General features: G+C 53.0%; 26 protein-coding genes. 8 read left to right on the top strand and 18 right to left on the bottom strand.

Features of this window, described 5'->3' with window-relative positions; translation table 11 throughout:
* Positions 1 to 183: 183 nt before the first annotated feature.
* Both AINA4_RS02795 and AINA4_RS02790 read left to right on the top strand, forming a co-directional pair.
* A complete protein-coding gene (locus tag AINA4_RS02795; RefSeq protein ID WP_281787425.1) occupies positions 184 to 1293 on the top strand; it encodes a DivIVA domain-containing protein in 1110 nt (369 codons plus the stop codon).
* The gene (locus AINA4_RS02790; RefSeq protein WP_281787424.1) at positions 1290 to 2339 is read left to right on the top strand and encodes an AI-2E family transporter; all 1050 of its coding nucleotides are present in this window, start codon (positions 1290 to 1292) and stop codon (positions 2337 to 2339) included. Before AINA4_RS02795 ends, AINA4_RS02790 begins: the two co-directional genes overlap by 4 nt.
* A 15-nt stretch (positions 2340 to 2354) precedes the next feature.
* Here AINA4_RS02790 and AINA4_RS02785 read toward each other — a convergent pair whose 3' ends face one another.
* The 9 genes from AINA4_RS02785 to rpsB form a co-directional block, all read right to left on the bottom strand.
* Positions 2355 to 3083, bottom strand: coding sequence for an alpha/beta hydrolase (locus AINA4_RS02785; protein WP_281787423.1), 729 nt, complete (start codon positions 3081 to 3083; stop codon positions 2355 to 2357).
* 2 nt (positions 3084 to 3085) lie between these two features.
* Positions 3086 to 3376: a hypothetical protein gene (locus AINA4_RS02780; protein ID WP_281787422.1), complete on the bottom strand. Its 291-nt coding sequence runs from the start codon at positions 3374 to 3376 to the stop codon at positions 3086 to 3088.
* Entirely contained in the window at positions 3376 to 4077 is a 702-nt protein-coding gene (locus AINA4_RS02775; protein ID WP_281787421.1) for a lytic transglycosylase domain-containing protein, read from the bottom strand. The genes AINA4_RS02780 and AINA4_RS02775 overlap by 1 nt, the downstream gene beginning before the upstream one ends.
* Positions 4078 to 4140: 63 nt before the next feature.
* Positions 4141 to 4698, bottom strand: coding sequence for a DivIVA domain-containing protein (locus AINA4_RS02770; protein WP_281787420.1), 558 nt, complete (start codon positions 4696 to 4698; stop codon positions 4141 to 4143).
* A 30-nt stretch (positions 4699 to 4728) separates the two neighbouring features.
* The gene (locus AINA4_RS02765; protein WP_281787419.1) at positions 4729 to 5703 is read right to left on the bottom strand and encodes a phosphatidate cytidylyltransferase; all 975 of its coding nucleotides are present in this window, start codon (positions 5701 to 5703) and stop codon (positions 4729 to 4731) included.
* Positions 5704 to 5721: 18 nt separating this feature from the next.
* Positions 5722 to 6276, bottom strand: coding sequence for a ribosome recycling factor (frr, locus tag AINA4_RS02760; RefSeq protein WP_096381621.1), 555 nt, complete (start codon positions 6274 to 6276; stop codon positions 5722 to 5724).
* A gap of 35 nt (positions 6277 to 6311) precedes the next feature.
* A complete protein-coding gene (gene pyrH / locus AINA4_RS02755; protein WP_281787418.1) occupies positions 6312 to 7025 on the bottom strand; it encodes a UMP kinase in 714 nt (237 codons plus the stop codon).
* Positions 7026 to 7152: 127 nt separating this feature from the next.
* Positions 7153 to 7980, bottom strand: a complete 828-nt coding sequence (tsf, locus tag AINA4_RS02750) for a translation elongation factor Ts (RefSeq protein WP_281787417.1) — start codon at positions 7978 to 7980, stop codon at positions 7153 to 7155.
* 36 nt (positions 7981 to 8016) lie between these two features.
* Positions 8017 to 8964, bottom strand: coding sequence for a 30S ribosomal protein S2 (rpsB, locus tag AINA4_RS02745; protein ID WP_280799072.1), 948 nt, complete (start codon positions 8962 to 8964; stop codon positions 8017 to 8019).
* A 217-nt stretch (positions 8965 to 9181) separates the two neighbouring features.
* On the opposite strand from rpsB, the gene AINA4_RS02740 reads away from it, so the two are divergent.
* Both AINA4_RS02740 and AINA4_RS02735 read left to right on the top strand, forming a co-directional pair.
* Positions 9182 to 10777, top strand: a complete 1596-nt coding sequence (locus AINA4_RS02740) for an MFS transporter (RefSeq protein WP_281787416.1) — start codon at positions 9182 to 9184, stop codon at positions 10775 to 10777.
* A 57-nt stretch (positions 10778 to 10834) separates the two neighbouring features.
* On the top strand, positions 10835 to 11347 hold the full coding sequence (locus tag AINA4_RS02735; protein WP_281787415.1) for a M23 family metallopeptidase: 513 nt from the start codon (positions 10835 to 10837) through the stop codon (positions 11345 to 11347).
* On the opposite strand, the gene AINA4_RS02730 is transcribed toward AINA4_RS02735, so the two are convergent.
* The 7 genes from AINA4_RS02730 to rpsO form a co-directional block, all read right to left on the bottom strand.
* The gene (locus tag AINA4_RS02730) at positions 11348 to 11767 is read right to left on the bottom strand and encodes a hypothetical protein (protein ID WP_281787414.1); all 420 of its coding nucleotides are present in this window, start codon (positions 11765 to 11767) and stop codon (positions 11348 to 11350) included. It abuts the gene before it with no gap.
* Between the two features lie 31 nt (positions 11768 to 11798).
* A complete protein-coding gene (gene dapB, locus AINA4_RS02725; protein WP_281787413.1) occupies positions 11799 to 12521 on the bottom strand; it encodes a 4-hydroxy-tetrahydrodipicolinate reductase in 723 nt (240 codons plus the stop codon).
* A 9-nt stretch (positions 12522 to 12530) separates the two neighbouring features.
* The gene (locus AINA4_RS02720) at positions 12531 to 13133 is read right to left on the bottom strand and encodes a histidine phosphatase family protein (protein ID WP_096381640.1); all 603 of its coding nucleotides are present in this window, start codon (positions 13131 to 13133) and stop codon (positions 12531 to 12533) included.
* A 3-nt stretch (positions 13134 to 13136) separates the two neighbouring features.
* A complete protein-coding gene (locus AINA4_RS02715; RefSeq protein WP_281787412.1) occupies positions 13137 to 14519 on the bottom strand; it encodes a pitrilysin family protein in 1383 nt (460 codons plus the stop codon).
* A 45-nt stretch (positions 14520 to 14564) separates the two neighbouring features.
* Positions 14565 to 15578: an aldo/keto reductase gene (locus AINA4_RS02710; protein ID WP_281787411.1), complete on the bottom strand. Its 1014-nt coding sequence runs from the start codon at positions 15576 to 15578 to the stop codon at positions 14565 to 14567.
* A 178-nt stretch (positions 15579 to 15756) separates the two neighbouring features.
* The gene (locus AINA4_RS02705; protein ID WP_281787410.1) at positions 15757 to 18006 is read right to left on the bottom strand and encodes a polyribonucleotide nucleotidyltransferase; all 2250 of its coding nucleotides are present in this window, start codon (positions 18004 to 18006) and stop codon (positions 15757 to 15759) included.
* A gap of 322 nt (positions 18007 to 18328) precedes the next feature.
* Positions 18329 to 18598 (bottom strand): 30S ribosomal protein S15, encoded by a 270-nt coding sequence (gene rpsO / locus AINA4_RS02700; RefSeq protein ID WP_281787409.1) that lies wholly within the window; start codon positions 18596 to 18598, stop codon positions 18329 to 18331.
* Positions 18599 to 18787: 189 nt separating this feature from the next.
* On the opposite strand from rpsO, the gene AINA4_RS02695 reads away from it, so the two are divergent.
* The 4 genes from AINA4_RS02695 to AINA4_RS02680 all read left to right on the top strand — a co-directional run bounded on the left by AINA4_RS02695 (position 18788) and on the right by AINA4_RS02680 (position 20386).
* Entirely contained in the window at positions 18788 to 19201 is a 414-nt protein-coding gene (locus AINA4_RS02695; protein WP_281787408.1) for a DUF805 domain-containing protein, read from the top strand.
* Between the two features lie 130 nt (positions 19202 to 19331).
* Positions 19332 to 19694 carry a DUF805 domain-containing protein gene (locus AINA4_RS02690; RefSeq protein ID WP_281787407.1) on the top strand — a complete coding sequence of 121 codons (363 nt, stop codon included), beginning with the start codon at positions 19332 to 19334 and terminating at the stop codon, positions 19692 to 19694.
* Between the two features lie 72 nt (positions 19695 to 19766).
* On the top strand, positions 19767 to 20159 hold the full coding sequence (locus AINA4_RS02685; protein ID WP_162784036.1) for a DUF805 domain-containing protein: 393 nt from the start codon (positions 19767 to 19769) through the stop codon (positions 20157 to 20159).
* 5 nt (positions 20160 to 20164) lie between these two features.
* Positions 20165 to 20386 (top strand): DUF167 domain-containing protein, encoded by a 222-nt coding sequence (locus AINA4_RS02680; RefSeq protein WP_348773306.1) that lies wholly within the window; start codon positions 20165 to 20167, stop codon positions 20384 to 20386.
* On the opposite strand, the gene AINA4_RS02675 is transcribed toward AINA4_RS02680, so the two are convergent.
* Positions 20383 to 21069 carry an esterase gene (locus AINA4_RS02675; protein WP_281787406.1) on the bottom strand — a complete coding sequence of 229 codons (687 nt, stop codon included), beginning with the start codon at positions 21067 to 21069 and terminating at the stop codon, positions 20383 to 20385. The genes AINA4_RS02680 and AINA4_RS02675 overlap by 4 nt on opposite strands.
* A gap of 2 nt (positions 21070 to 21071) precedes the next feature.
* Positions 21072 to 21446: an FKBP-type peptidyl-prolyl cis-trans isomerase gene (locus AINA4_RS02670; RefSeq protein WP_281787405.1), complete on the bottom strand. Its 375-nt coding sequence runs from the start codon at positions 21444 to 21446 to the stop codon at positions 21072 to 21074.
* Positions 21447 to 21476 lie beyond the last annotated feature (30 nt).

The following is a 21476-nucleotide window of genomic DNA, read 5'->3' as shown; positions in this document are numbered from 1 at the left end:
TGCACGTTCATGACACCAGATGTGGTCACTAACGTCACGTTAAGTCCTTCTAAAGATACCCGAAACGCGTGAGGGAAACCTGTGAGGGGCTTTTTCCCTATATTCGACGCAGAGTTGGCCCCCACTCCTAGGTAGACTCACAGGGTTGCTTTCTCCCGAAAGTCGGGAGTACGAAAGGGAACAGTGTCTTCTGAATCTTCGTTTTCTCGCGTCTTGCGCGGATACGATCCTCAGCAGGTGGACGCACTGGTGCAGAAACTCCGCCGCGAACTGCTCGCCGCCAAAACGCTGCACGATGACACCCTTGCTCAAGTTAAAGTTTTAGAGGAACGAGTGGCCGAGCTCGAACTCGAGCTCAACAACCAAGCAAGCCCCACTCCTGCTGGGCTCACAGCTCAACTTGCAAAAAAATTTACTCAGGCAGATAAGCAAGCACGGCAGATTATTCTCAACGCGGAAAGCGATGCGCTGCTTATTCGCTCAGCTGCTGAGAAAACCTCAAGCCAATTCATTGCATCTGCGCGTGAAGGATATGAACAAGTTCGAGCTGAAGCTCTTCAGAATGCTCAGGAGATTCGCGAGGAGGCTACTGCTGAGGCTGGAGAGATAATTTCTTCTGCACAGGCTGAAGCAGATCGCATCATTTCTGAAGCGCAAGCTGAAGCAAAGAAGATTCACGGTGACAGTTCAACCCTGAGCGCAAAAATGCGTGCTGAGTCACGCAATGAAGCAAGCCGGATCATTGCTGATGCCCAGCGTGAGGCTGCCGAGTTGCGTTTGGTCCTCGTAGCTGGCCGAGACAAAGGCGTCACGGTCAGCGACGAGATTATGCAGATTCTCAAGCTCAATGCAGATGGGGCTGCAGTTCGTGCACAAATGGAACACGATATTGAACAAAGGCACCAAGAATCTGTCCTACAAACAGATAAATACATAGCTTCTGCTGAGGCACAACTTGCGGTATCGAGAACTGCGCAGCGCGAACTGGAAGCACAGTTAGCTGCGCAAGAAAACACTGCTGATCAAGATGCACGGAACATCATTGAGCAGGCACGAAAGAAGGCTGCAGCTACAGAGGATGCGGCCACCACACACGCACGCAAAATCATTGCTGATGCCGAAAAGTATGTTGCCGCAGTGCTTGCTTCGATTTATACCCAGCTTGAAGAAATCCGACTCGAGCGTGAATCCGTCGCTTCATTCTTTGACGCACTACGGTTGGAGTTAGAGAAAACACTTCCGGTGGCACCACGCCCCACGAAGCGGGCCACAAAAAAGGAGCTTTCCCAGTGAAAATTCAAAACGCATTCCGCGCCGGTCTGATCGGTAGCTTGGGCGTTGGCCTAGGAATCATCCTGATGACTGCGGTGCAGTCGTTGGCAACAGTTCTCACATATATCTTTATTGCTCTGTTCTTGTCATTAGGTCTTGACCCTGCAGTGAAGTGGCTTGAAACCAAGAAATTCCCTAAGTGGGCCGCAATCGCAACTGTGGTGGTGGGTGTTCTTGGAGTCTTTATCGGGGTCTTGTTCGCAATTGTTCCCGCAATGATTGACCAATTGGTCTCATTGTGGACCCACTTGCCTTCAGAGATTACTGATTTGAAAACGCAAGATTGGATTGCTTTTCTCGACAAGCAATTCGGTAACGTCATTGATGTCAATGCCGTACTGGCCGAATTGGGCAAATTCTTCAGTGACCCCGCCAACATCAGCAAGATTGCTGGTGGTGCATTAGCCGTCGGTGTGGGTGTTGCCAATGCCATCAGTGGAACCTTGATTGTGGTTATTCTGACCCTGTACTTCACCGCGTCTCTTCAGTTGGTCAAAGACACGGCATACCGTTTTGTTCCACTGAGCAAGCGTGAGGGCTTCATTCGGATGAGTGAACAAATCACGAGCGGAGTGGGCAAATACGTTGTTGGCCAGATTTCACTTGCTGTGCTCAATGGTTTACTGGCTTTCATCGTCCTCACAATTATCGGAGGAAAACAAGCCCTCCTCTTTGGTTTCCTCGCATTCCTGTTCGCGCTGATTCCTCTTGTCGGTACCGTATTGTCCTGGATCTTGGTGACTTCAGGTCAGCTTCTTTTGGCAGGTCCAGAAACGGCACTGGTGATCTGCATCTACTTCTTGATTTACATGCAAATTGAGGCGTATGTTCTCAGTCCTCGAATCATGAACAAGGCTATTTCTATCCCCGGCTCTGTCGTGGTCATTGCCGCCCTCGCAGGTGGAACACTCATGGGAGTCTTGGGTGCTTTGGTGGCAATCCCGATTGCAGCATCAATTGTCTTGATTGTGAAAGAAGTCGTCTATCCGGCTCAGAACGAAATTTAGGGCTTCCCCGAGCAGCTATTCGACGAAAGGACCATCCCAATATTCGGGTAATGGTGCTGCTGTTGGGTTAACCCGTTCAACTATTTCGTTGAGGACACGCTTGGTTTGGTTCTCACCAACCCACAGGTGCTTTCCCCCTTCGACTTCAACGATGTCGATGTGAGAGACCGTAGAGAAGCGCTCACGCGCTTCAGGTCCCTGTAAATAGTCATCGTGCTCGGGTACAAGTGCCACGAGTTGACGGTGGTCGTTATTCCAAGCAGCTACTTCTTCTGCCGTGGCACGATGCAGTGGGGGCGAAAGCAGAATGGCACCATCAATGGCGTGTTCCCGGCCATATTTCAATGCCAACTCAGTTCCAAAAGACCAGCCAACAAGCCAGGGATGCGGAAGTCCTCGCTGGTGAACAAAATCCATGGCGGCAGCAACATCTGCCCGCTCATCAACGCCATGGCCAAATTCACCATGGCTCTGACCGCGAGCCGACTTCGTACCACGGGTGTTGAATCTCACTACTGCCAACTGAGCAAGTGCAGGAAGTCTGCCGGCAGCTTTCCGCAGGATATGAGAATCCATAAATCCTCCTGCCGTGGGCAGAGGGTGCAATGTCACCAATGTGGCGACAGGTTCACCTTCAAGAGGGAGAGCTAACTCCCCCACCAAGGTCAGACCGTCACTGGTATGCAGTTCGATTTCTTCCCGACGAGCTGGCAGGTTGATCCCGCCACGAATTTCCACAGCCATAACTAACTCATTTTCCAACATGCCTGGTGCCAGTGGCGCCGGGCTTCCAGATCTGCCTGATCACCCAAGATTCCATCGTTGCGCCACGCAACCACGTGGGGAACGCCCTCCTGAATGATCAGCGAGCATCCCGGACAGGTATAGTTCTTGCTTGCATTGAGGGCTGAAATGGGCTGTACAGTCCATTCACGACCGTTTCGCACCTCTGTGCGGCGAAATCCCGTTGTGAGACGCTCAACGTCCAATGGTTCATATTCCGCATCCCGTTTACGGGAACGGTTGTTCTTAGCCATTAGTACCAGTGAACAGCTTCAGAGTGTGCCCATGCACCACAGGGTGATCCATAACGACCCTGGATGTATCGAAGACCCCACTCGATCTGTGTTGCCGGGTTGGTTTGCCAGTCATCTGCAACAGTTGCCATTTTTTCGCCTGGAAGGGACTGCGGAATGCCATAAGCACCACTGCTCTTATTGTGAGCGTAAACATTCCAGTGGGATTCCCGATTCCACAGGGCAACGAGACAATCAAACTGTTCCATACCCCAGCCACGTGCCAAAACTGCCTGAAGACCAATGGCCTGTGCTGTATCAGGATCAGGAATGCCTGCTGCAGGCGCAGTGGCGGATGCAGACTTTGCGGCAACTCTCGCGCTAATGCTCACACCATCACGGCCAGCAGCAGTGGTGTAGGTGCCGTCGAGATCAATATCTTGACCATCCGGAGCCACAATTGTTGCCGGGATGTAATACGGCGAAGCCACGGCACCAGAATAAGGATCAACTACGTTGACCAGCAGCAAACCGACGGTGACAAAAAAGGCTGAAGAGAACAGCTTGAATGAACGCTGAGAAGGGAACAGCTGTGGACCTGAGAAGTGTGGCAGGGCAAGCGAAAAGCCTCTGCGCGCCGATGAAGCTGAGGCTGCAGAGTCACTCGTGGCGCGTGGAACCGAACGGTCCGACGCGCGAGTTACTTCTGAATGTCTACCCACAGTTCTCCAATTTTAGCCCAGAAGGCTGAGAATCAGCCAACAGAGGGCCTCTGAACAGGGGTTTTAGTTGTTTCCGAGGGCTAACAGTAGTTCTACAAGAGCATCAAGGACAGCATCCACTTGCGCCTCGTCATATCCCCCACGACCGGGTCGGAATGTAACAGATCTCACATCAGCAACACTCAGAGGTTCACCAGTTGTGAGGAATGCATTGACCCGTTGGGCAAACGCATCCACGTCCTTAACTTTGTAACCCTGGGCTAGGAATTTAGCTTTGTTGAATCGCTGTCCTGGTTTGCGTGCAAAACGTGATGTGAGGGCAGCGGACAGCTCGCTCGTTTGTTGCAGCCATGCAGCCTCACCCATTGTTGCCAATGCAACGGCACGTTCTCGCTCGGCGAAGGCTGTTTCGAGTCTCTCTAGAGCCCCGTCAACGTGGCGTGTGGAGTATCCACCCTTTTGCAACGAGAAGGCGGTGTTGCGAATGTCTGTGGAGGTCAAAGTCACCGCCCCGGCAATATTGCTGTCGTAGGCTATGCGTGCCTGTTCAATAAAGGCATCGACTTGCTCTGCGTTGTATCCGCGGGCGCCGCGCTTGACGCGGGGAAATGACTTACTCACAAGACTTATTGTTTCAGAGAATTATGTGCGTTAGTGCACAACCAAGACATAGATCACATACGTCACGAGAGCTGAAGGCAAAATCGAGTCCAAACGATCAAGAAAACCACCGTGGCCAGCAAGCCAGGAACTCATATCTTTCACTCCGATGGTGCGCTTGATATGTGATTCACCCAAATCGCCCAGGGTTGCAGTAACGAGCAAAATAGGACCGAGAATGAGACCAAACCACCACGGCTGACCGAGCATAAAAATGCTCAGCAGAACTGCAGCGATGATTGCTGCTAGCGCTGCACCAGCAAAACCTTCCCAAGTTTTCTTGGGGCTGATCTTGGGCGCCATGGGGTGCTTGCCAAAGTTCAAACCACTGACATAAGCCCCGGTGTCCACTGAGACGACAATGATCAAGAAAGCCAAAGTCCACCATTGTCCGTTAGGTTGTGACACAAGTGCCACGGCAAAGCTACCCAACACAGTGACATAAGCCTGAACAAAAGCCGCAGCCTTGAAGTCCTTGAATAAGCTCACGTCCGCTATGGCGTGAAACCCTCGCTTGATTTCGAGAGCACGCCACGCAGAGACAAAAACCACACCGATAATTGCCACACCGATGGCTGCAACTACCCCGAAGTAATAGGCTACTGGAACGGCAATGACCGCGGTCGCTGCCGAGGAGATGCGAGGCACACGCCGCCCCATAGCCCGCAATGCTGTAGATAATTCAACGGCAGATATCCCCAGCAGTACAGCCGCAAAGAGCATAAAGAGCTCTTTAGTGACCAACAGACTCAGGAGCAAAAGTGCCCCTAGGCCGACTCCGATGCCAATGGCTCCGAGAAGATTACGACCGGATTTTTGCTTGATTTTTTCGTTCGTTTTTTCAAACTGGAGACGCCTGGCTTCGAGTTGGCGTTCAAAATCAGCCCGAGTAGCCCTTAATTGGGCGTGCAATTCACCAGCAGGATTTCTCTTGCTGTGTTCATCGCGATGTGGATTCTCGTTCATGGCAGGAACCAGAGCTCACTACACCTTGAGTAGTTCAGCTTCCTTGTGCTTTAGAGCTTCATCGATAGCATCGACATACTTCTTGGTGAGTGCTTCGAGTTCTTTCTCGCCACGAGCGCGCTCGTCATCACCGAGTTCACCCTTGAACGCATCAATGCCATCCTTGGCACTGCGGCGGATGTTGCGCAGAGAAACCTTGGCATCTTCGGCCTTAGCCTTCACGATTTTGACGTATTCTTTGCGTCGCTCTTCAGTGAGCTCAGGCATGGTCACACGAATGACATTGCCGTCATTAGTGGGGTTAGCATCCAGGTTTGGCACGTCGCGAATGGCCTGCTCAATGTCACGTAGCGCACCCTTGTCGAATGGAGTGATCAGGAGAGTGCGTGCCTCAGGGTTCTGCATAGAAGCCAACTGAGCCAGAGGCGTAGGGCTGCCGTAATAGGTCACCATGACCTTTTGGAACATGGCAGGGTTAGCGCGGCCAGTGCGAACGCTCGAGAAATCTTCCTTGGCTACTTCAACAGCCTTGGCCATACGCTCTGAAGCGTCTGACAATACATCCGCAATCACGGTAACTCCTTGAAATTTGGTGCGAGAATGCCAGTCTAGTTGGTGACCAGCGTGCCAATCTTTTCTCCCAGGATTGCCTTGGTGACATTTCCGGAAGGTTCCATACCAAAAACTCGCATGGGCATCTTGTTATCCATGCACAGGCTAAACGCGGTGGAGTCCACCACTTTGAGTCCACGCTTGAGTGCGTCCCTAAAGGTGACGGTATCTAGCTTTTCTGCTTGAGGGTCGGTCTTAGGATCTGCTGTGTAAACACCATCCACACCGTTCTTTGCTACGAGTACTTCATCAGCGTGAATTTCGAGAGCACGCTGTGCAGAGACGGTGTCGGTGGAGAAGAATGGCAGACCAGCACCGGCACCGAAGACAACCACTCGTCCCTTCTCAAGGTGTCGTATTGCACGCAGTGGCAGATAGGGCTCAGCAACCTGGCTCATTGCGATAGCGGATTGCACGCGGGTAGCAGCACCTGCTTGCTCAAGAAAGTCTTGCAGTGCGAGGGCATTCATAACTGTTCCGAGCATTCCCATGTAGTCAGCTCGTGCACGATCCATACCTCGCTGGGAGAGCTCAGCTCCGCGGAAGAAGTTTCCTCCACCGACGACAACCGCAACATCTACCTTTTCAGAGGCGACGGCAATCTCTCGGGCAATGGCGCTGACGACGTCAGGGTTGACGCCAAGTCCACCGCCACCAAACGCTTCACCCGAAAGCTTGAGAAGTACTCGACGGCGGGTGTTTGTCGGCATGAGAATCCTTATCTTGTGAAGTAGCGCTGGTACTAATTTACTCTGGTGAAACGTGGTGCCCACCACGGCACACATGAAAGGAGCCCAATCCATTGGGATTGGGCTTCTTTGCAAATAGCGCTTGTGACTATGCGCCAACCTTGAAACGTGCAAAGCCGGTGATGGTCAGGCCAGCGTTGTCAACGACCTGCTGAACCTTGAACTTGTTGTCGCGAGAGTATTCCTGCTCGAGCAGAGCAATCTGCTTGATGTAGGCAGTGATACGACCGTCAACAATCTTCTCCAGCTGAGCCTCGGGCTTGCCCTCGTTACGACTGATTTCGGTAACGATTGCACGCTCCTTTTCGATGTCCTCTGCAGGAACATCTGCGCGGCTGAGGTACACAGGGTCAGCGAAGGAGATGTGCTGTGCAATTGCACGAGCGGTCTCTGCGTCGTCACCGGAGTAGGCGACAACAACACCAACCTGTGGAGGAAGGTCTTGGCTGGTCTGGTGAAGGTAGATTGAGAACTTATCTCCGCTGAATGATGCGAGACGACGAAGTTCAATCTTTTCACCAAGAATTGCTGCTTCATCTGCGATGAGTTCAGCAACAGTCTGTGAACCGGCAGGAGCTGCCAGCGCTGCTTCAACACTGGTTGCACCAGCTGCGGAAACTGCGTCAAGAACCTTCTCAGACAGAGCAACGAACTTGTCACCCTTGGCCACGAAGTCGGTCTCGCAGGCGAGCTCGATCATGGTTGCGGTGCCATTTTCTTCCTTGGCAGCAACGAGACCTTCGCTGGTGGAACGGTCGGCACGCTTCGCGTTACCCTTTGCTCCCTTGAGGCGAAGAATTTCGGTTGCCTTTTCCAAGTCACCGTTTGCTTCGGTGAGGGCGTTCTTGGTGTCGACCATGCCGGTGCCGAGGCGCTCGCGCAGAGTCTTGAGGTCTTCCATGCTGAAAGATGCCATAGTTTTATCTCCTATTTAAGGATTGAGTGTCGGAAATTATTCGGCAGCTGGCTTCTTGGCAGCTGGCTTCTTAGCGGCAGGCTTCTTTTCTGCAGCGTCAGCCTTCGGAGCAGCAGCCTTCTTAGCAGCAGGCTTCTTCTCTTCTGCAGCAACTTCAGCTACAACTTCTGCTGCAACCTCTTCTGCCACAGCTTCAACTACTGCTGCTTCAACTACTGCCTCAGCACTTGCTTCGAGGAGTTCGCGCTCCCACTCAGCCAGTGGCTCAGCAGATTCGCCCTCAGCAGGCTTCTGGTGACGTTGGATCAGACCTTCAGCAACTGCATCTGCAATCACACGAGTGAGCAGACCAACAGAGCGGATTGCATCGTCGTTACCAGGGATGGGGTAGGTCATCTCATCTGGGTCACAGTTGGTGTCGAGGATACCGATAACGGGAATACCAAGCTTCTTAGCTTCCTGAATTGCCAGGTGCTCTTTCTTGGTGTCAACAACCCAGATAGCGGAAGGAGTCTTGGTCAGGTTGCGGATACCACCGAGGCTCTTGTGGAGCTTGTCGAGTTCACGCTTCTTAATCAGCAGTTCCTTCTTGGTGAAGCCACTCTTTGTGGTGTCTTCGAAGTCGAGCTCTTCGAGCTCCTTCATGCGAGCAAGGCGCTTACCAACGGTGTTGAAGTTGGTGAGGAGGCCACCCAGCCAACGCTGGTTGACATAAGGCTGACCTACGCGAGTTGCCTGCTCAAGGATTGCTTCCTGAGCTTGCTTCTTGGTTCCTACGAACAGGATGGTGCCGCCGTGTGCGACGGTTTCCTTGACGAAGTCGTAGGCGTTGTCAATGTGTGCCAAAGACTGCTGCAGGTCGATGATGTGGATACCGGAGCGCTCTGCGAGAACGAAACGCTTTACTTTAGGGTTCCAACGACGGGTCTGGTGTCCAAAGTGAACACCGCTGTCAAGCAGCTGGCGGATTGTTACGACGGCCATGGCCATCTCCTTTTCTTGGCATGTTTTGTGCACAGCACAACACATACCGCTTGCGGTTTTGTCGCAGATAACCGGTTGGTTTCTGCCCTAGTGCCCGATGCAATTCCCGCGAATCTGATTGCTCAGTTTCGACCGAAGGGTTTTGTCATACGTGGTGGGCACGCGAAGTCACCCCATAAATGGAGTGCTCAACAAGCATAACAGGCACAATAGGGGTATGGCATCTTCAGCTCCCGTAGCACTTCCCCCCAGCACTTCCCCCAAGAATGCTTCCCTCATCCTCACCGCTCTCATTTTGGGTGCTGGCGTTGCCAACATGAACTTGTCGGTAGCTAACGTTGGGCTTCCTGATATTGGTCGAGACTTGGGTGCTTCTCAAGCCGGACTCAATATCGTTGCCGTCGGTTTCTCTTTGGGGCTCGCTGCCACGGTTCTGTATTTGGGCGCTCTCGGTGACCGCTTCGGTCGCAAAGGAATGCTGTTACTGGGTTTGATCATTGGTATTCCTGCAGCATTGATGTCGTCCCTCTCTCCCACGATTGAGGTGTTGGCACTTTCTCGCCTCATCGGAGGTTTTGCTGCCGGGATGGCCTATCCCACCACTTTGGCCTTGATTACAGCGCTGTGGTCTGGACCTGCCAGAACAAGGGCCATTGCATTGTGGTCTGCTATTGGTGCGGCCATGTCCGCCTCTTCTACCTTGCTCGCAGGTGCTGTTCTGCTTGTTCTCCCCTGGGGTTACAGCTTCCTCATTGCTGTTCCCTTTGCCGTTGTGGCCATTTTCATGGTCTGGCGTTTGGTTCCTGCACACGTGAATGAAACAAACGACAAAGTCGATCACCTCGGCGGTGTTCTTTCTGCGCTGTTCATTGGTTCATTGGTGTTGGGTATCAATTACCTCGCACTGGATTCTCAGGAAGGCATTGCCTTGGGAATGCTCGGCTTTGCTGTTGTGATGGGAGTTCTCTTCTTCTGGCGACAAAAACGTGCCAGTGAACCTCTCTTTGACCTGCACTATGCCGCGAGGCCACCCTTCTGGGTTGCGGCGGTGTCCGGAATTATCGTCTTTGGTTCACTGATGGGCGCGATGTTTGTTGGACAGCAATTTCTTCAAAACGTTTTAGGATACAACACGCTCGAAGCTGGTGCAGCCATCTTGCCTTGTGCAATTTCGATGGTCATCGTGGCTCCATTTTCCAGCCGTATGATTGAACGCTTTGGATCACGCACAACTCTTCTCATAGGTTTTGTTGTGTGCATGCTTGGCTTCGTCAGCATGCTCCTCTTGTGGAATATCCACACCCCAGTTGCCTTTGTCATGCTAAGCTACATACTTGTCGGAATCGGAGTGGGCTTTGCCGGTACCCCCGCATCTCACGCACTCACCGATTCCGTTCCAGTCACCAAAGTGGGTATGGCATCAGGTACAGGCGATCTTCAACGTGATCTCGGTGGCTCAATCATGCAGTCATTATTGGGTGCGATTTTGGGCGCTGGATACGCCTCAGCTATTTCGAAAGCCATTGCGGATGCTCCAGAAGCAACAAAGTCGCTCATCACCTCGGATGTGAGCCAGGCATTACAAAAATCCTTTGGAAGTGCCGAGGATGTCGCGAAGCAATATCCCGACTACGCCACCGCCATTGTTGATGCAGCACAAGCATCTTTCCTCGCAGGAGCTAACTGGGCTTATGCAACCGGCATCTTCGTGATGATTATTGGCATGTTTATCACGTTCTTCTTCTTCCCCCGCAAGAACCGAGAACGTGAACTGTACGCCGAATACGCCAAGGAGTCCTCCACAACGCACTAAATGTGACGTTGTGCGCAAAGAACGCTAAATGTCACATGTCGGTGATCACTTTCGCGCATGCTCGAGCGCATGTGGAATGTCAAAGCAATTCGTTTACTCGCAACAAGCCTGTTAGCTATAGCTGTTGTGGTGAGCTTCAATGCACATAGTGCTCAAGCTTTACTTTCAGGAACGTGGTCGTGGCCGCTCTCCGGTCAGCGTTCAGTCCTGCGGCATTACGAGGCCCCTGAGCGGTTTTATGCACCTGGTCATCGCGGCATAGATCTCCCTGCGCACCTGGGGCAGGAGGTGCTGGCCCCAGCAGACGGGGTTGTGCACTTTGTGGGACACGTGATCAATCGAGACGTCATCTCCCTCCAACACGGGCAATATCTCTCCAGTTTTGAACCAGTAAGCACAGAGCTGAAAGTAGGAGACCTAGTAGAACGCGGACAAGTTATTGGGAAGGTTTCGACTGGCCCTCACTGTGAATGTCTCCATATGGGCGCTCGCAAAAATGGGAACTATCTCTCACCTTTAGCTCTTTTGGCAACCATTCCACCTGCTGTGTTGCTGCCCTGGGATAACTAGCTACGCAGGATTGGCTTTGTGCAGAGCGATGGCTGTTCGAATAGCATGACGAGCTCGCTTGCGATCGCCCGAAGCGTCATAAGCCATTCCCAGTTCAAACCACGCGCGCCAGCTCTCAGGTTCCTTTTCCACCGCTGCGGCATAACGAGGAAATTCCTTATCGGCATCCTCTCGAAGGGGGCGTCCGCTGGGACGGTGACGAATATCTTCTCCGGGGAGAGCACCTTCAGCCTGCAAGATTTTGACGAGTTTGCTGGTGGTAAACCCGAATGCGAGTTCTCGCCACAAACCCCAGGCACCCACCAAAGGCAACACGATGAGGGCATACCCCATCACGACTGCCACCGGCACTCCGGTGGAAATCAAGATGATGCCTTGGTAGAACGCAGCCCATAAATACAGCACTAGCAGCGCTGCCATCAGGAGTACTCCGAGGAAAGTGCGCACGTTATTAGAGAGAAATGACGCGGTCGAGGCCGACGATTTTTCCAGAAAGCCCAGGAAGTGCTCGGATTGCGGCCATGATGCCCGCCTCGTAGGAACGGTCCGAGAGTGTGGTGTGCGTAATGGTTACCGTTTCACCGTTGCCGCCAAAGATCACATCCTGTTTGGCAACAACACCCTCCATGCGCAGAGAGTGCACAGGAACACCGGCAACGAGTTGGCCACGTGCGCGCTGGTCAGCATGCGGAGCTTGAATGTCCTGGTCTCGAACCTTGCCGATTCGCTCTGCGGTGCTCACCGCGGTACCCGAAGGAGAATCAACCTTGTGAATACCGTGGGCTTCGATGATTTCAATGGAATCAAAGTGCTTGGCAGCAAGCGTTGCTAGGTGTGCAGAAAGAGCTGAGCCAAGGGAGAAATTGGAGATAAAGATCACGCCAACCTCAGGGTGCTGATCAATCAACGGCTCAACCTGGTTAATCCGCTCAGCAGACCAACCTGAGGTTCCAATCAGTATTGATTTTCCGTTCTCCACAGCGAATTCAAGAACCTTACGGCTGATGGAAGGAAGCGACACATCCACCACGATGTCTGCAACAAGCATCTCGGATAGGTCACTAGTGGAACCCAGCTGAGCTGCAAGTTCAAAATCTTCTGACTCAGTGATCAAACGGCATACTAAAGTCCCCAGCTTGCCTGAGGCGCCAACAACAGCAACAGAAGTAGTCACAAGACAAGTCTAGATTGTGTAAGCGTCAGGAATACCCGAACGCAATTCCACGGGCAGGTGACCAAGGTCGTTGTGTGAGACGAGAGCCCAGGGGCGACCTGGTCGCTGCTGCAGAACCGTAATGCCGCAGTATGCCTGGTTCAAGGTAACCCACTTCCAAGCTGGTGCACCGAGCGCTTCGAGAACAAACCACGCAATGACGTTGTTGTGAGTTACGAGTAAATCTGTTTCACCTTGGCGGCCTGGAGCCAGGAACTCAGCAACAGCATCCGCCATTTGAGCAGAGCCTGCTTCAATATCTGCTTCGGTAACCGAACCAAAAAAAGGATCAAACACCGAAGGTGTTTCTTCGCTCTTGCCTGCTGGGATACAGTCCATCAGCAGTGCAGATGGTTCGGTGGTGACACCTTGCATCTGTTCACTCATCACGCGAACGGTTTCCCACGCGCGTTCCAATGGTGAGTGCCACACATGAGAGAACTCAACGTCAGCAAGGCGACGCCCCACGGCTTCTGCCTGCGCAATGCCGCGAGGTGAGAGCGGACCGTCAATAACACCATGTTCGGCGTCGAGTTGTTCGCCGTGACGAACCAAGATGATGTTGTGTGCCATGAATTATCCCTGAGCAAGGATACGCGATAACGCGGCCTCATCGGCTTGCCCAACTGAAACCACAGAGAGTTTGCCTGCTGCTAGTTCCTTGGCAAGTTCTTGAACTCGCTCAACAGTGACAGCATCGAGGAGTTCAAGAGCTGCGTCATAATCGATGAATTCGCCAGAAGAAATTTCGGACTTACCTAATCGAGACATGCGAGTGTCCGTGTCTTCGAGCGCCAAAGCCGAACCCCCGGCGAGCTGTCCTCGTGCTCGTGAAAGTTCATCCGCGGTGACGCCATACTCTGCTAACTTGTGAAATTCACCAATCAAAAGCTCGGCGACCTCGGGTGCTTTTTTGGGAGATGTTCCCGCAAAAAGCCCGAACGCTCCTGCATCCGAATAAGAGGATGCAAAAGAGAAAACGGAGTATGCCAGGCCACGTTTTTCGCGGATTTCCTGGAAGAGACGTGAAGACATTCCACCACCGAGAATGGAATTCATGACCGTTTGCACGACACGACGTTCGTCCGTTGCAACAATGCCCGGGACACCGACCATGATGTTTGCTTGCTCAATGGGACGTTCAATCACCTGAAGTGGTGTTCCCTGAGTAATCAGAGCTGGGGTAGTAGATCGACGCGGAACAGGAGTTGCCTCCACGCTCAAGTCCCAGCCAGCTGCCTCGAGAGTGCGTTGCACCTGTGCGACGAGTTCATCATGATCAAGCGAACCTGCAGCCGTAATCACAAGGTCATTGGGGCGATAGTTGGCGCGGTAGTGGGCAACAACTGCTTCCCTGGTGGCTGAACGAATAGTCTCAGGATTTCCACCGATTGGACGACCAAGGGGGTGATTTCCGAGCACGCCTTCAAAGAATCTTTCTTGAGCAACATCCGAAGGATCATCTTCAGCCATGGCGAGCTCTTCGAGGATTACACCACGCTCTGTTTCAAACTCGTCTGGATCAATCACGCTCGAGGTGAGCATGTCACTCATCACATCAATAGCCATGGGAAGATCCTGATCGCGCACCTTGGCGTAATAGCAGGTGTATTCCTTGGCGGTCGCGGCGTTATGTTCGCCGCCAACTGAGTCAAAAGCAATCGCAATATCTAAAGCAGAGCGAGTGGGCGTTCCCTTGAAAAGCAGGTGTTCCAAAAAGTGAGTGGAGCCCAAGCTGGCAGGGTGAGCGGCAACACCATCGTGTGCTGATTCTGCTGGCACTTCATCACGCGAGCCAACGGCAACCCAATACCCCAGCGTCACGCTGCGTGCACCGGGAACTCGTTCGGTCAAAATGCGCACACCGGAGGGTAAAACACTGCGGCGAACTAAGGCATCACCTGAGGCAACAAAGCTCAGTTCTGCTTGATCTAAGGGAAAAGCAATGGGTTTATTCATACGGTGCTCAAGCCTAGAGCACACTACTGACTTTATGCCGGCCGATTACGAACGATTGAGCGAGGGCAGCCAGTTACGACCCTGTTCCACGGAAGCACGATCAAGGTCAGCTATCTGCTGACGAGAAAGGTTCAGTTGCGGTGCATGCATCAGAGCTTCGAGCTCACGAATAGATTCAGCACCGATTGTGGGAATTCCCACCGCTGATCTGCCCAAAACCCAGGCAACCGCGACAGTAGAAATATCAACTCCCTGAGCCATAGCAACGTTGTCTAAAACTCTGAGCACGTGAGTGCCGTGTCGACCACCGTGTTGAGCTGCACGACGTGAGCGGGTGTCATTAGGGTTGAACGATTTAATGTTGCGGTGACGCCCTAAGAAACCGTTGGCCAAAATGAAATACGGCATGATCGACATCTGTTGCGCAATCGCCATCATGGTGATGTTGCCTTCGACGATGTCTCGTCGAAGAAGTGAATATTCCAAAGCCACTGCTTCAATACGCGGAAGGCCACTTGCTGCAATGATGCGGGCTTCGAGTAAACGGTCGGCAGAAAAGTTGGAAGCTCCTAAAGCTCTCACCTTGCCTGCTTGGATGAGATTCTCTACCGCAGAAAGGCTTTCTTCCATCGAGACGTCTGGGTCTTCAGCATGGAAATAGAGAAGGTCAATGTAATCGGTCTGTAAACGCTCCAACGAGGCATTAACGGCCTCAACGATGTTGGTTGCAGACAGGCCAGGAAAATCGGGGTGACGTCCGACCTTTGTTGCCACCACAACTTCAGAACGGTTGCCGCGCTCGCGCATCCATTTTCCAATGATCTGCTCCGACATCCCAGAGGAGTAAGAATCCGAGGTGTCCACCATCTGACCACCGAGCTCGACAAAACGGTCAAGTAAATCGATGGAACGACCGCTAGGAAGAGTCCAGCCAAACACGGCACCACCGAGAGCAAGTGGGAACACGCTCATATCAGTCTGGCCGATGGTGCGAGAGACATCTGGAGCATCAGTGGCAGGGGTTATTCCCCCCGGTGTACTGATGTTTTCCCCACTCATAAATCTGACATTAGAGGAGAAATGTCACAGCAATGTTACGACAGACCTGAAGTCCACCAATATGGAAAAACTGTCCCCCGAACCCACTCAATTCCGTCCCCCAAAAACAGGAATACATCCTTACAACGCAGTAATGCCCGCCCACAAAAGCGGGCGGGCATTACGTGAGGAATTGGAGCTACTCAGCGTCGCTTTCAGCGGCTGCTTCGCCCTCTTCACCTTCGAGAACGGGCTCCAGCGAAAGCTTGCCGCGGTCATCGATCTTGGTGATCTTGACGAGAACCTTCTGGCCAACGGAGAGAACGTCTTCAACGTTCTCAACACGCTTGCCACCTGCAAGCTTGCGCACCTCTGAGATGTGCAGCAGGCCGTCCTTGCCAGGAAGCAAGGAGACAAACGCGCCAAAGGTTGCCAGCTTGACGACGGTACCGAGGAACTGCTCGCCAACCTCAGGGTTGGTGGGGTTCGCAATGGCGTTAACCTGTGCGCGAGCTGCCTCAGCCGAAGGACCATCGGTTGCACCGATGTAGACGGTTCCGTCATCCTCGATCGAGATGGTTGCACCAGTCTCGTCCTGGATGGTGTTAATCGTCTTTCCCTTAGGGCCGATGAGTTCACCGATCTTGTCGACAGGAATCTGAACGCTGATCACGCGAGGAGCAGTAGGTGCCATCTCGTCAGGACCATCGATTGCTGCGTTGATGACAGCGAGGATTGCGGTACGAGCTTCCTTAGCCTGAGTCAGCGCACCGGTCAGCACGGAGGCAGGGATGCCATCAAGCTTGGTGTCGAGCTGAATCGCGGTGATGAATTCGGAAGTACCTGCAACCTTGAAGTCCATGTCGCCGAGAGCATCTTCTGCACCAAGGATGTCGGTCAGAGCTGCGTAGCGGGTCTCACCGTTGACCTCGTCAGAGACGAGACCCATCGCAATACCTGCAACAGGTGCGCGCAGTGGCACACCAGCGTTGAGCAGCGACAGAGTCGATGCGCAGACAGAACCCATCGAGGTCGAGCCGTTAGAGCCCAAAGCCTCAGATACCTGGCGAATGGCGTAAGGGAACTCTTCACGACCTGGAAGAACGGGCACAAGTGCACGCTCGGCCAAGAATCCGTGACCGATTTCGCGGCGCTTAGGTGTTCCCACACGACCGGTTTCACCGGTGGAATATGGAGGGAAGTTGTAGTGGTGCATGTAGCGCTTTGAGGTGATTGGTGACAGCGAGTCAATCTGCTGTTCCATCTTCAGCATGTTCAACGTGGTGACACCCATGATCTGGGTCTCTCCACGCTGGAAGATAGCTGAACCGTGAACGCGTGGGATGACCTGAACTTCAGCATCCAAGGCACGGATGTCGCGCAAACCACGGCCGTCCATACGAACACCCTCAGTGAGGATACGTCCGCGAACAACCTTCTTCGTAACCGACTTGTATGCGGCACTGAACTGGTTGAGAGCAGTCTCATCAAGCTCGCCTGCTTCAACCTTGGCCACAATTGCTTCCTTGACGCGAGCTTTGACCTCGTCGTCAGCATTCTGACGCTCGATCTTGTCTGCGATGAGGTAAACCTTCTCCAGGTCAGCAAGAGCAAGTTCGCTCACTGCTGCGTAGAGCTCGTCAGAGTAGAGAGGGAATACAGGGTAGTCCTGTACTTCCTTAGCCGACTGACGTGCGAGCTCCTCCTGAGCCTTGATCAATGCAGTGAGGAAAGGCTTTGATGCTTCGAGACCCTGCGAGACGATTGCCTCGTCAGGCTTGATGCCACCAGCCTTGATGAGGTCCCAGCTCACTTCGGTAGCTTCTGCCTCAACCATCATGATGGCGACGTCTTCCTTGCCATCCTTGTCCACAACAATGCGACCTGCAACGACGAGGTCGAAGACGGCCTCTTTGAGCTGGTCAACGTTGGGGAATGCAACCCACTGGCCGTCAATCAGGGCCATACGGATACCACCGATAGGGCCTGAGAATGGCAGACCGGAGATCTGGGTCGACGCGGAAGAAGCGTTGATGGCCAGTGCGTCGTAGAACTCACCAGGAGCAATAGAGAGAACGGTAACAACGATCTGAACCTCGTTACGCAGACCATCAACGAAGGATGGGCGCAGTGGGCGGTCAATCAGACGACAGACCAGGATGGCCTCAGTCGACGGACGGCCTTCACGACGGAAGAACGAACCGGGGATCTTTCCTGCTGCGTAGCTACGCTCTTCTACATCCACAGTCAGTGGGAAGAAGTCGAAGTTGTCTTTAGGCTGCTTGCTCACCGAAGTGGCAGAGAGCAACATAGTTTCTTCATCCAGGTAGGCCGCAACTGCGCCCTGAGCCTGCTGTGCGAGACGTCCGGTTTCAAAGCGGACCACGCGCTTGCCGAACTTACCGTTATCAATAACGGCTTCGGCAAATTTGATTTCTGGACCTTCCATTAAGGTCTTTCTCCTTTGTTTATCGTCGTTACCCCGTGTGGGCACCGACTCATACATCCGGAGCGAAGCAAGGCAGAACGAAGCCGTTCAAACACGGACATACGTTGCACGAGTATCAGACTTCGTGCTGGCCACCAGTAGAAATCCACCAACATCTGTTGGTAAACCACCACCGAAGACCAGCGAACTGCCTGCCTGCTCTATCTCAAGAGTACCCCAAAACCCTCAATAAGCCCATGAAGCCTGAGAATTTGTCGTTTAGGGCGAGGATAAACACGAATGCCACCCCGCAGGGTGGCATTCGTTGACGTGTCTGATTTGACTATCGACGCAGTCCGAGACGCTCAATGAGCTGACGGTAGCGAGTGATGTCGACATCAGCCAGGTAGCCGAGAAGACGGCGACGCTGACCAACGAGCAGGAGCAGTCCACGACGTGAGTGGTGGTCGTGCTTGTGCTCCTTGAGGTGCTCGGTCAAGTCCTTGATGCGCTTGGTGAGAAGAGCAACCTGAACTTCAGGAGATCCAGTGTCACCGGGGTGAGTTGCGTATTCTTCGATGATCGCCTTTTTGACATTTGCTTCAAGTGCCATAGTGGGATCCCCTTTCTTAGTACCTCGTTGCGCGGCGCCCCATGCCTTGTGCGTGGAGCTCTCTGTATCCGCGGCCGTTAGACGGCAACCTCACAAGATTAGCAGAGAAATAGCTGACCATTTGACGCCCGAGGAGTACTGTGTGTGGCAAGGAAACACTCACCTTCATGCCGAGGTAAGGGGAAAGAAATGAATTTCACAGAATCAATCAAAAGCGTCTTCTCGAAATATGCCACATTTAGTGGCCGCGCCAGCAGATCTGAATTCTGGTGGTGGTACCTCTTTATCTCCCTGGTGAACATCGTGATGAGTTTCATTTGGAACATGAGCACCATAGGAATGTTGACCAGTGCAACCAGCCTGGACGCTATGTTGGCGGGAATGTTCAACTGGGCGTATTACCTCTGGATTGTGGTCTCACTCGCACTCTTGCTTCCGACGCTCGGAGTAATCTGGCGACGCCTTCATGACACCAACCGCTCAGGAGGTTTCTATTTCCTCGGCTTAATTCCCCTGGTGGGATTCATTGTGTTGCTCATTTTCTGGGTTCAGGATTCAACTCCTGGAGCTAACAGGTTTGGTGACAACCCCAAGTCTGCATAGGAAGCCAACACTCTCAACTGCTGCCTTCGATTTTCGAGGCTGCAGTGTATTTACCGAGACACACTCCTTACGCAGATACTCTAAATATCGTGGTTGTGAACGACACAACCAAAGAAAAAGGAGATTCATCATGAATTTCGTTGAATCCATCAAGTTTGGTTTTAGCGACTACGTCAACTTCAAGGGACGAAGCCGTCGCTCTGGTTTCTGGTACTGGTACCTTTTCACCATCCTCGTATCACTCGTGTTCAACGTCCTATCTGGAGGCAAGTCAGAAAGCTTCTTTGGCTTCTTAGGAGGACTTGCTGCTCTGGCAATCTTCCTGCCGTCACTGGCTTATTCGGTTCGTCGCCTTCACGACATCAACAAATCTGGATGGTTCATCCTCTTCGCGTTGATTCCACTGGTCGGCTGGATCTTTTTGCTTGTGTGGTACGTCAAGGACAGTGACCCCACCGACAACCGCTTTGGGCCGAACCCCAAAGCCGTATAAAGCAAGTCCCATTCTCATTACTGCCTCCCAGCCTTGGGAGGCAGTAATCGTTAAATGCGAGAAGATGGAAGCATGAGTTTTGCAGAAGCTATTCAGTCCGTTTTTTCCAAGTTCAACAAGCTCCAGGGACGCTCCCCTCGCTCAGAGTATTGGTACTGGAGATTGTTCGTATTCATCGTCTCGTTGGTAGCAGTTATCCCGGTTGTCCTTGTCGCCATGATGGTGCGCCAGGGTGATGTCTGGGCGTTGTTTCCCTTCCTCATCGCAGCGGGAGCCATTGCAGTGTTCTTGTGGCTATTAACCATTACGGTTACCGTGCGCAGACTTCACGACCAGGGAGTGAGCGGCTGGTTCTTCCTGCTCTTTCTCATTCCCAGTGTGGGCTGGATTATCGAGCTGGTGTTCATGTTGCAGCCCAGCCAGCCTGGATCAAACAAATACGGCGCTCCCTACCTCGCTAAGTAATTTCCATGCGCATTGTTGTTCGGGTTAAACCCGGCAGCAGCAAAGGACCTCTCATTGAAGAGGATGCTGAAGGACTTGTTGTCTTCGTGAGAGAAAAAGCAATCGATGGCGCAGCCAACGATGCTGTTCTGAAATTGATTGCTGAGCACTTCGGCACTGCCAAGTCTCACGTCCGTGTGGTGCGTGGTCACACGTCACGCATCAAACAAATTGAAATCGACGACTAAAGCCCAACGTGCTTTCTGAGGAAGGCGGTAGCGTCTTCAATTTCTTCAAGGGATAGCCCGTGCCCCACGTGAGCATAGAGCTGTGCGTCAACGTCAAAATGTGCCGGAAGCCAACGACGTGTGAAATCAATGAGGTCGGGGGTGATCACGGGGTCTTGAGGATCTCTGCCCCAGAAAATTGGTGGCTTGACCTCAGCGAGCGCAGTGTCGCGTTCTATACCACCTTCTGTGGTGTCAACGACGGCGAAGCTGGCAAGAAATACTCCAGCGCTATAACGCTCAGGCTGATGACGGAAGAGCTGGGTAAGCATGACACCGCCTTGGGAGAAGCCCAGCAGGGCAACATCTTGAAAACCGCCAACTTCGTCCTCGAGTTCATCGATCCAGGAAATCAGTTGGTGTGTGGAGCGCGTCACTTCGTTCACGTCACGTCGAAGTGTCGCATTCTCTGCGTCGTAGTCAATCTGGAACCAGGCAAAACCTGGGCCAGCGCTCAGCGGAGCGCGAAGTGAGGCAATCACAAATTCTTCGGGCATGTATTGCCCCAACGAGAAGAGGTCGCCCTCGTTCGAGCCGTAGCCGTGCATCATCAGAAGCAGAGGGCGTTCGGCCAGAGCGGAGGCGACCTTTTCGCGAGGTACTGACCAGCGCACAGCGGTGCTGTCGATGGCAGGAAAGGTCATGCTTAGCTAACGCCTAGCAGGTCGATAACAAAGATGAGAGTCTTGCCGGAGAGGCGGTGTCCACCACCTGCGGGACCGTATGCCTTAGCTGGAGGGCACACGAGCATGCGGCGTCCGCCAACCTTCATTCCGGGGATTCCTTCTTGCCATCCGGAGATGAGGGCCTGCAAGGGGAAGTTGATCGATTCGCCACGGTTCCAGGATGCGTCAAACTCTTCACCGGTTTCGTATTCCACACCGACGTAGTGAACGTCCACGGTGGCTCCAGGAGTTGCTTCAGCACCGTCACCCACGACGATGTCGGTGATAACGAGCTCTACGGGAGCTGGCTCCATAGGAGCGTCGATTTCTGGCTTTGTGAGGTTGTGTTCAGTCATGTCTCAATACTGTCAGAGAAAAGGGGGCCG

It is taken from the genome of Aurantimicrobium sp. INA4 (assembly GCF_027924525.1).
Lineage (GTDB): Bacteria > Actinomycetota > Actinomycetes > Actinomycetales > Microbacteriaceae > Aurantimicrobium.
The sequence above is the reverse complement of the archived record's forward strand: the minus strand, read 5'-3'. Positions and strand labels throughout refer to the sequence as shown.

Excerpts from the sequence above, each read along its gene's own strand:
- AINA4_RS02785 (WP_281787423.1), bottom strand. The coding sequence starts at position 3,083 with ATGGCTGTGGAAATTCGTGGCGGGATCAACCTGCCAGCTCGTCGGGAA.
- AINA4_RS02780 (WP_281787422.1), bottom strand. The coding sequence starts at position 3,376 with ATGGCTAAGAACAACCGTTCCCGTAAACGGGATGCGGAATATGAACCA.
- AINA4_RS02765 (WP_281787419.1), bottom strand. The coding sequence starts at position 5,703 with ATGAACGAGAATCCACATCGCGATGAACACAGCAAGAGAAATCCTGCT.
- pyrH (WP_281787418.1), bottom strand. The coding sequence starts at position 7,025 with ATGCCGACAAACACCCGCCGTCGAGTACTTCTCAAGCTTTCGGGTGAA.
- tsf (WP_281787417.1), bottom strand. The coding sequence starts at position 7,980 with ATGGCATCTTTCAGCATGGAAGACCTCAAGACTCTGCGCGAGCGCCTC.
- rpsB (WP_280799072.1), bottom strand. The coding sequence starts at position 8,964 with ATGGCCGTCGTAACAATCCGCCAGCTGCTTGACAGCGGTGTTCACTTT.
- AINA4_RS02740 (WP_281787416.1), top strand. The coding sequence starts at position 9,182 with ATGGCATCTTCAGCTCCCGTAGCACTTCCCCCCAGCACTTCCCCCAAG.
- AINA4_RS02735 (WP_281787415.1), top strand. The coding sequence starts at position 10,835 with ATGCTCGAGCGCATGTGGAATGTCAAAGCAATTCGTTTACTCGCAACA.
- AINA4_RS02730 (WP_281787414.1), bottom strand. The coding sequence starts at position 11,767 with ATGGCAGCGCTGCTAGTGCTGTATTTATGGGCTGCGTTCTACCAAGGC.
- AINA4_RS02720 (WP_096381640.1), bottom strand. The coding sequence starts at position 13,133 with ATGGCACACAACATCATCTTGGTTCGTCACGGCGAACAACTCGACGCC.
- AINA4_RS02715 (WP_281787412.1), bottom strand. The coding sequence starts at position 14,519 with ATGAATAAACCCATTGCTTTTCCCTTAGATCAAGCAGAACTGAGCTTT.
- AINA4_RS02710 (WP_281787411.1), bottom strand. The coding sequence starts at position 15,578 with ATGAGTGGGGAAAACATCAGTACACCGGGGGGAATAACCCCTGCCACT.
- AINA4_RS02705 (WP_281787410.1), bottom strand. The coding sequence starts at position 18,006 with ATGGAAGGTCCAGAAATCAAATTTGCCGAAGCCGTTATTGATAACGGT.
- rpsO (WP_281787409.1), bottom strand. The coding sequence starts at position 18,598 with ATGGCACTTGAAGCAAATGTCAAAAAGGCGATCATCGAAGAATACGCA.
- AINA4_RS02695 (WP_281787408.1), top strand. The coding sequence starts at position 18,788 with ATGAATTTCACAGAATCAATCAAAAGCGTCTTCTCGAAATATGCCACA.
- AINA4_RS02690 (WP_281787407.1), top strand. The coding sequence starts at position 19,332 with ATGAATTTCGTTGAATCCATCAAGTTTGGTTTTAGCGACTACGTCAAC.
- AINA4_RS02685 (WP_162784036.1), top strand. The coding sequence starts at position 19,767 with ATGAGTTTTGCAGAAGCTATTCAGTCCGTTTTTTCCAAGTTCAACAAG.
- AINA4_RS02680 (WP_348773306.1), top strand. The coding sequence starts at position 20,165 with ATGCGCATTGTTGTTCGGGTTAAACCCGGCAGCAGCAAAGGACCTCTC.
- AINA4_RS02675 (WP_281787406.1), bottom strand. The coding sequence starts at position 21,069 with ATGACCTTTCCTGCCATCGACAGCACCGCTGTGCGCTGGTCAGTACCT.
- AINA4_RS02670 (WP_281787405.1), bottom strand. The coding sequence starts at position 21,446 with ATGACTGAACACAACCTCACAAAGCCAGAAATCGACGCTCCTATGGAG.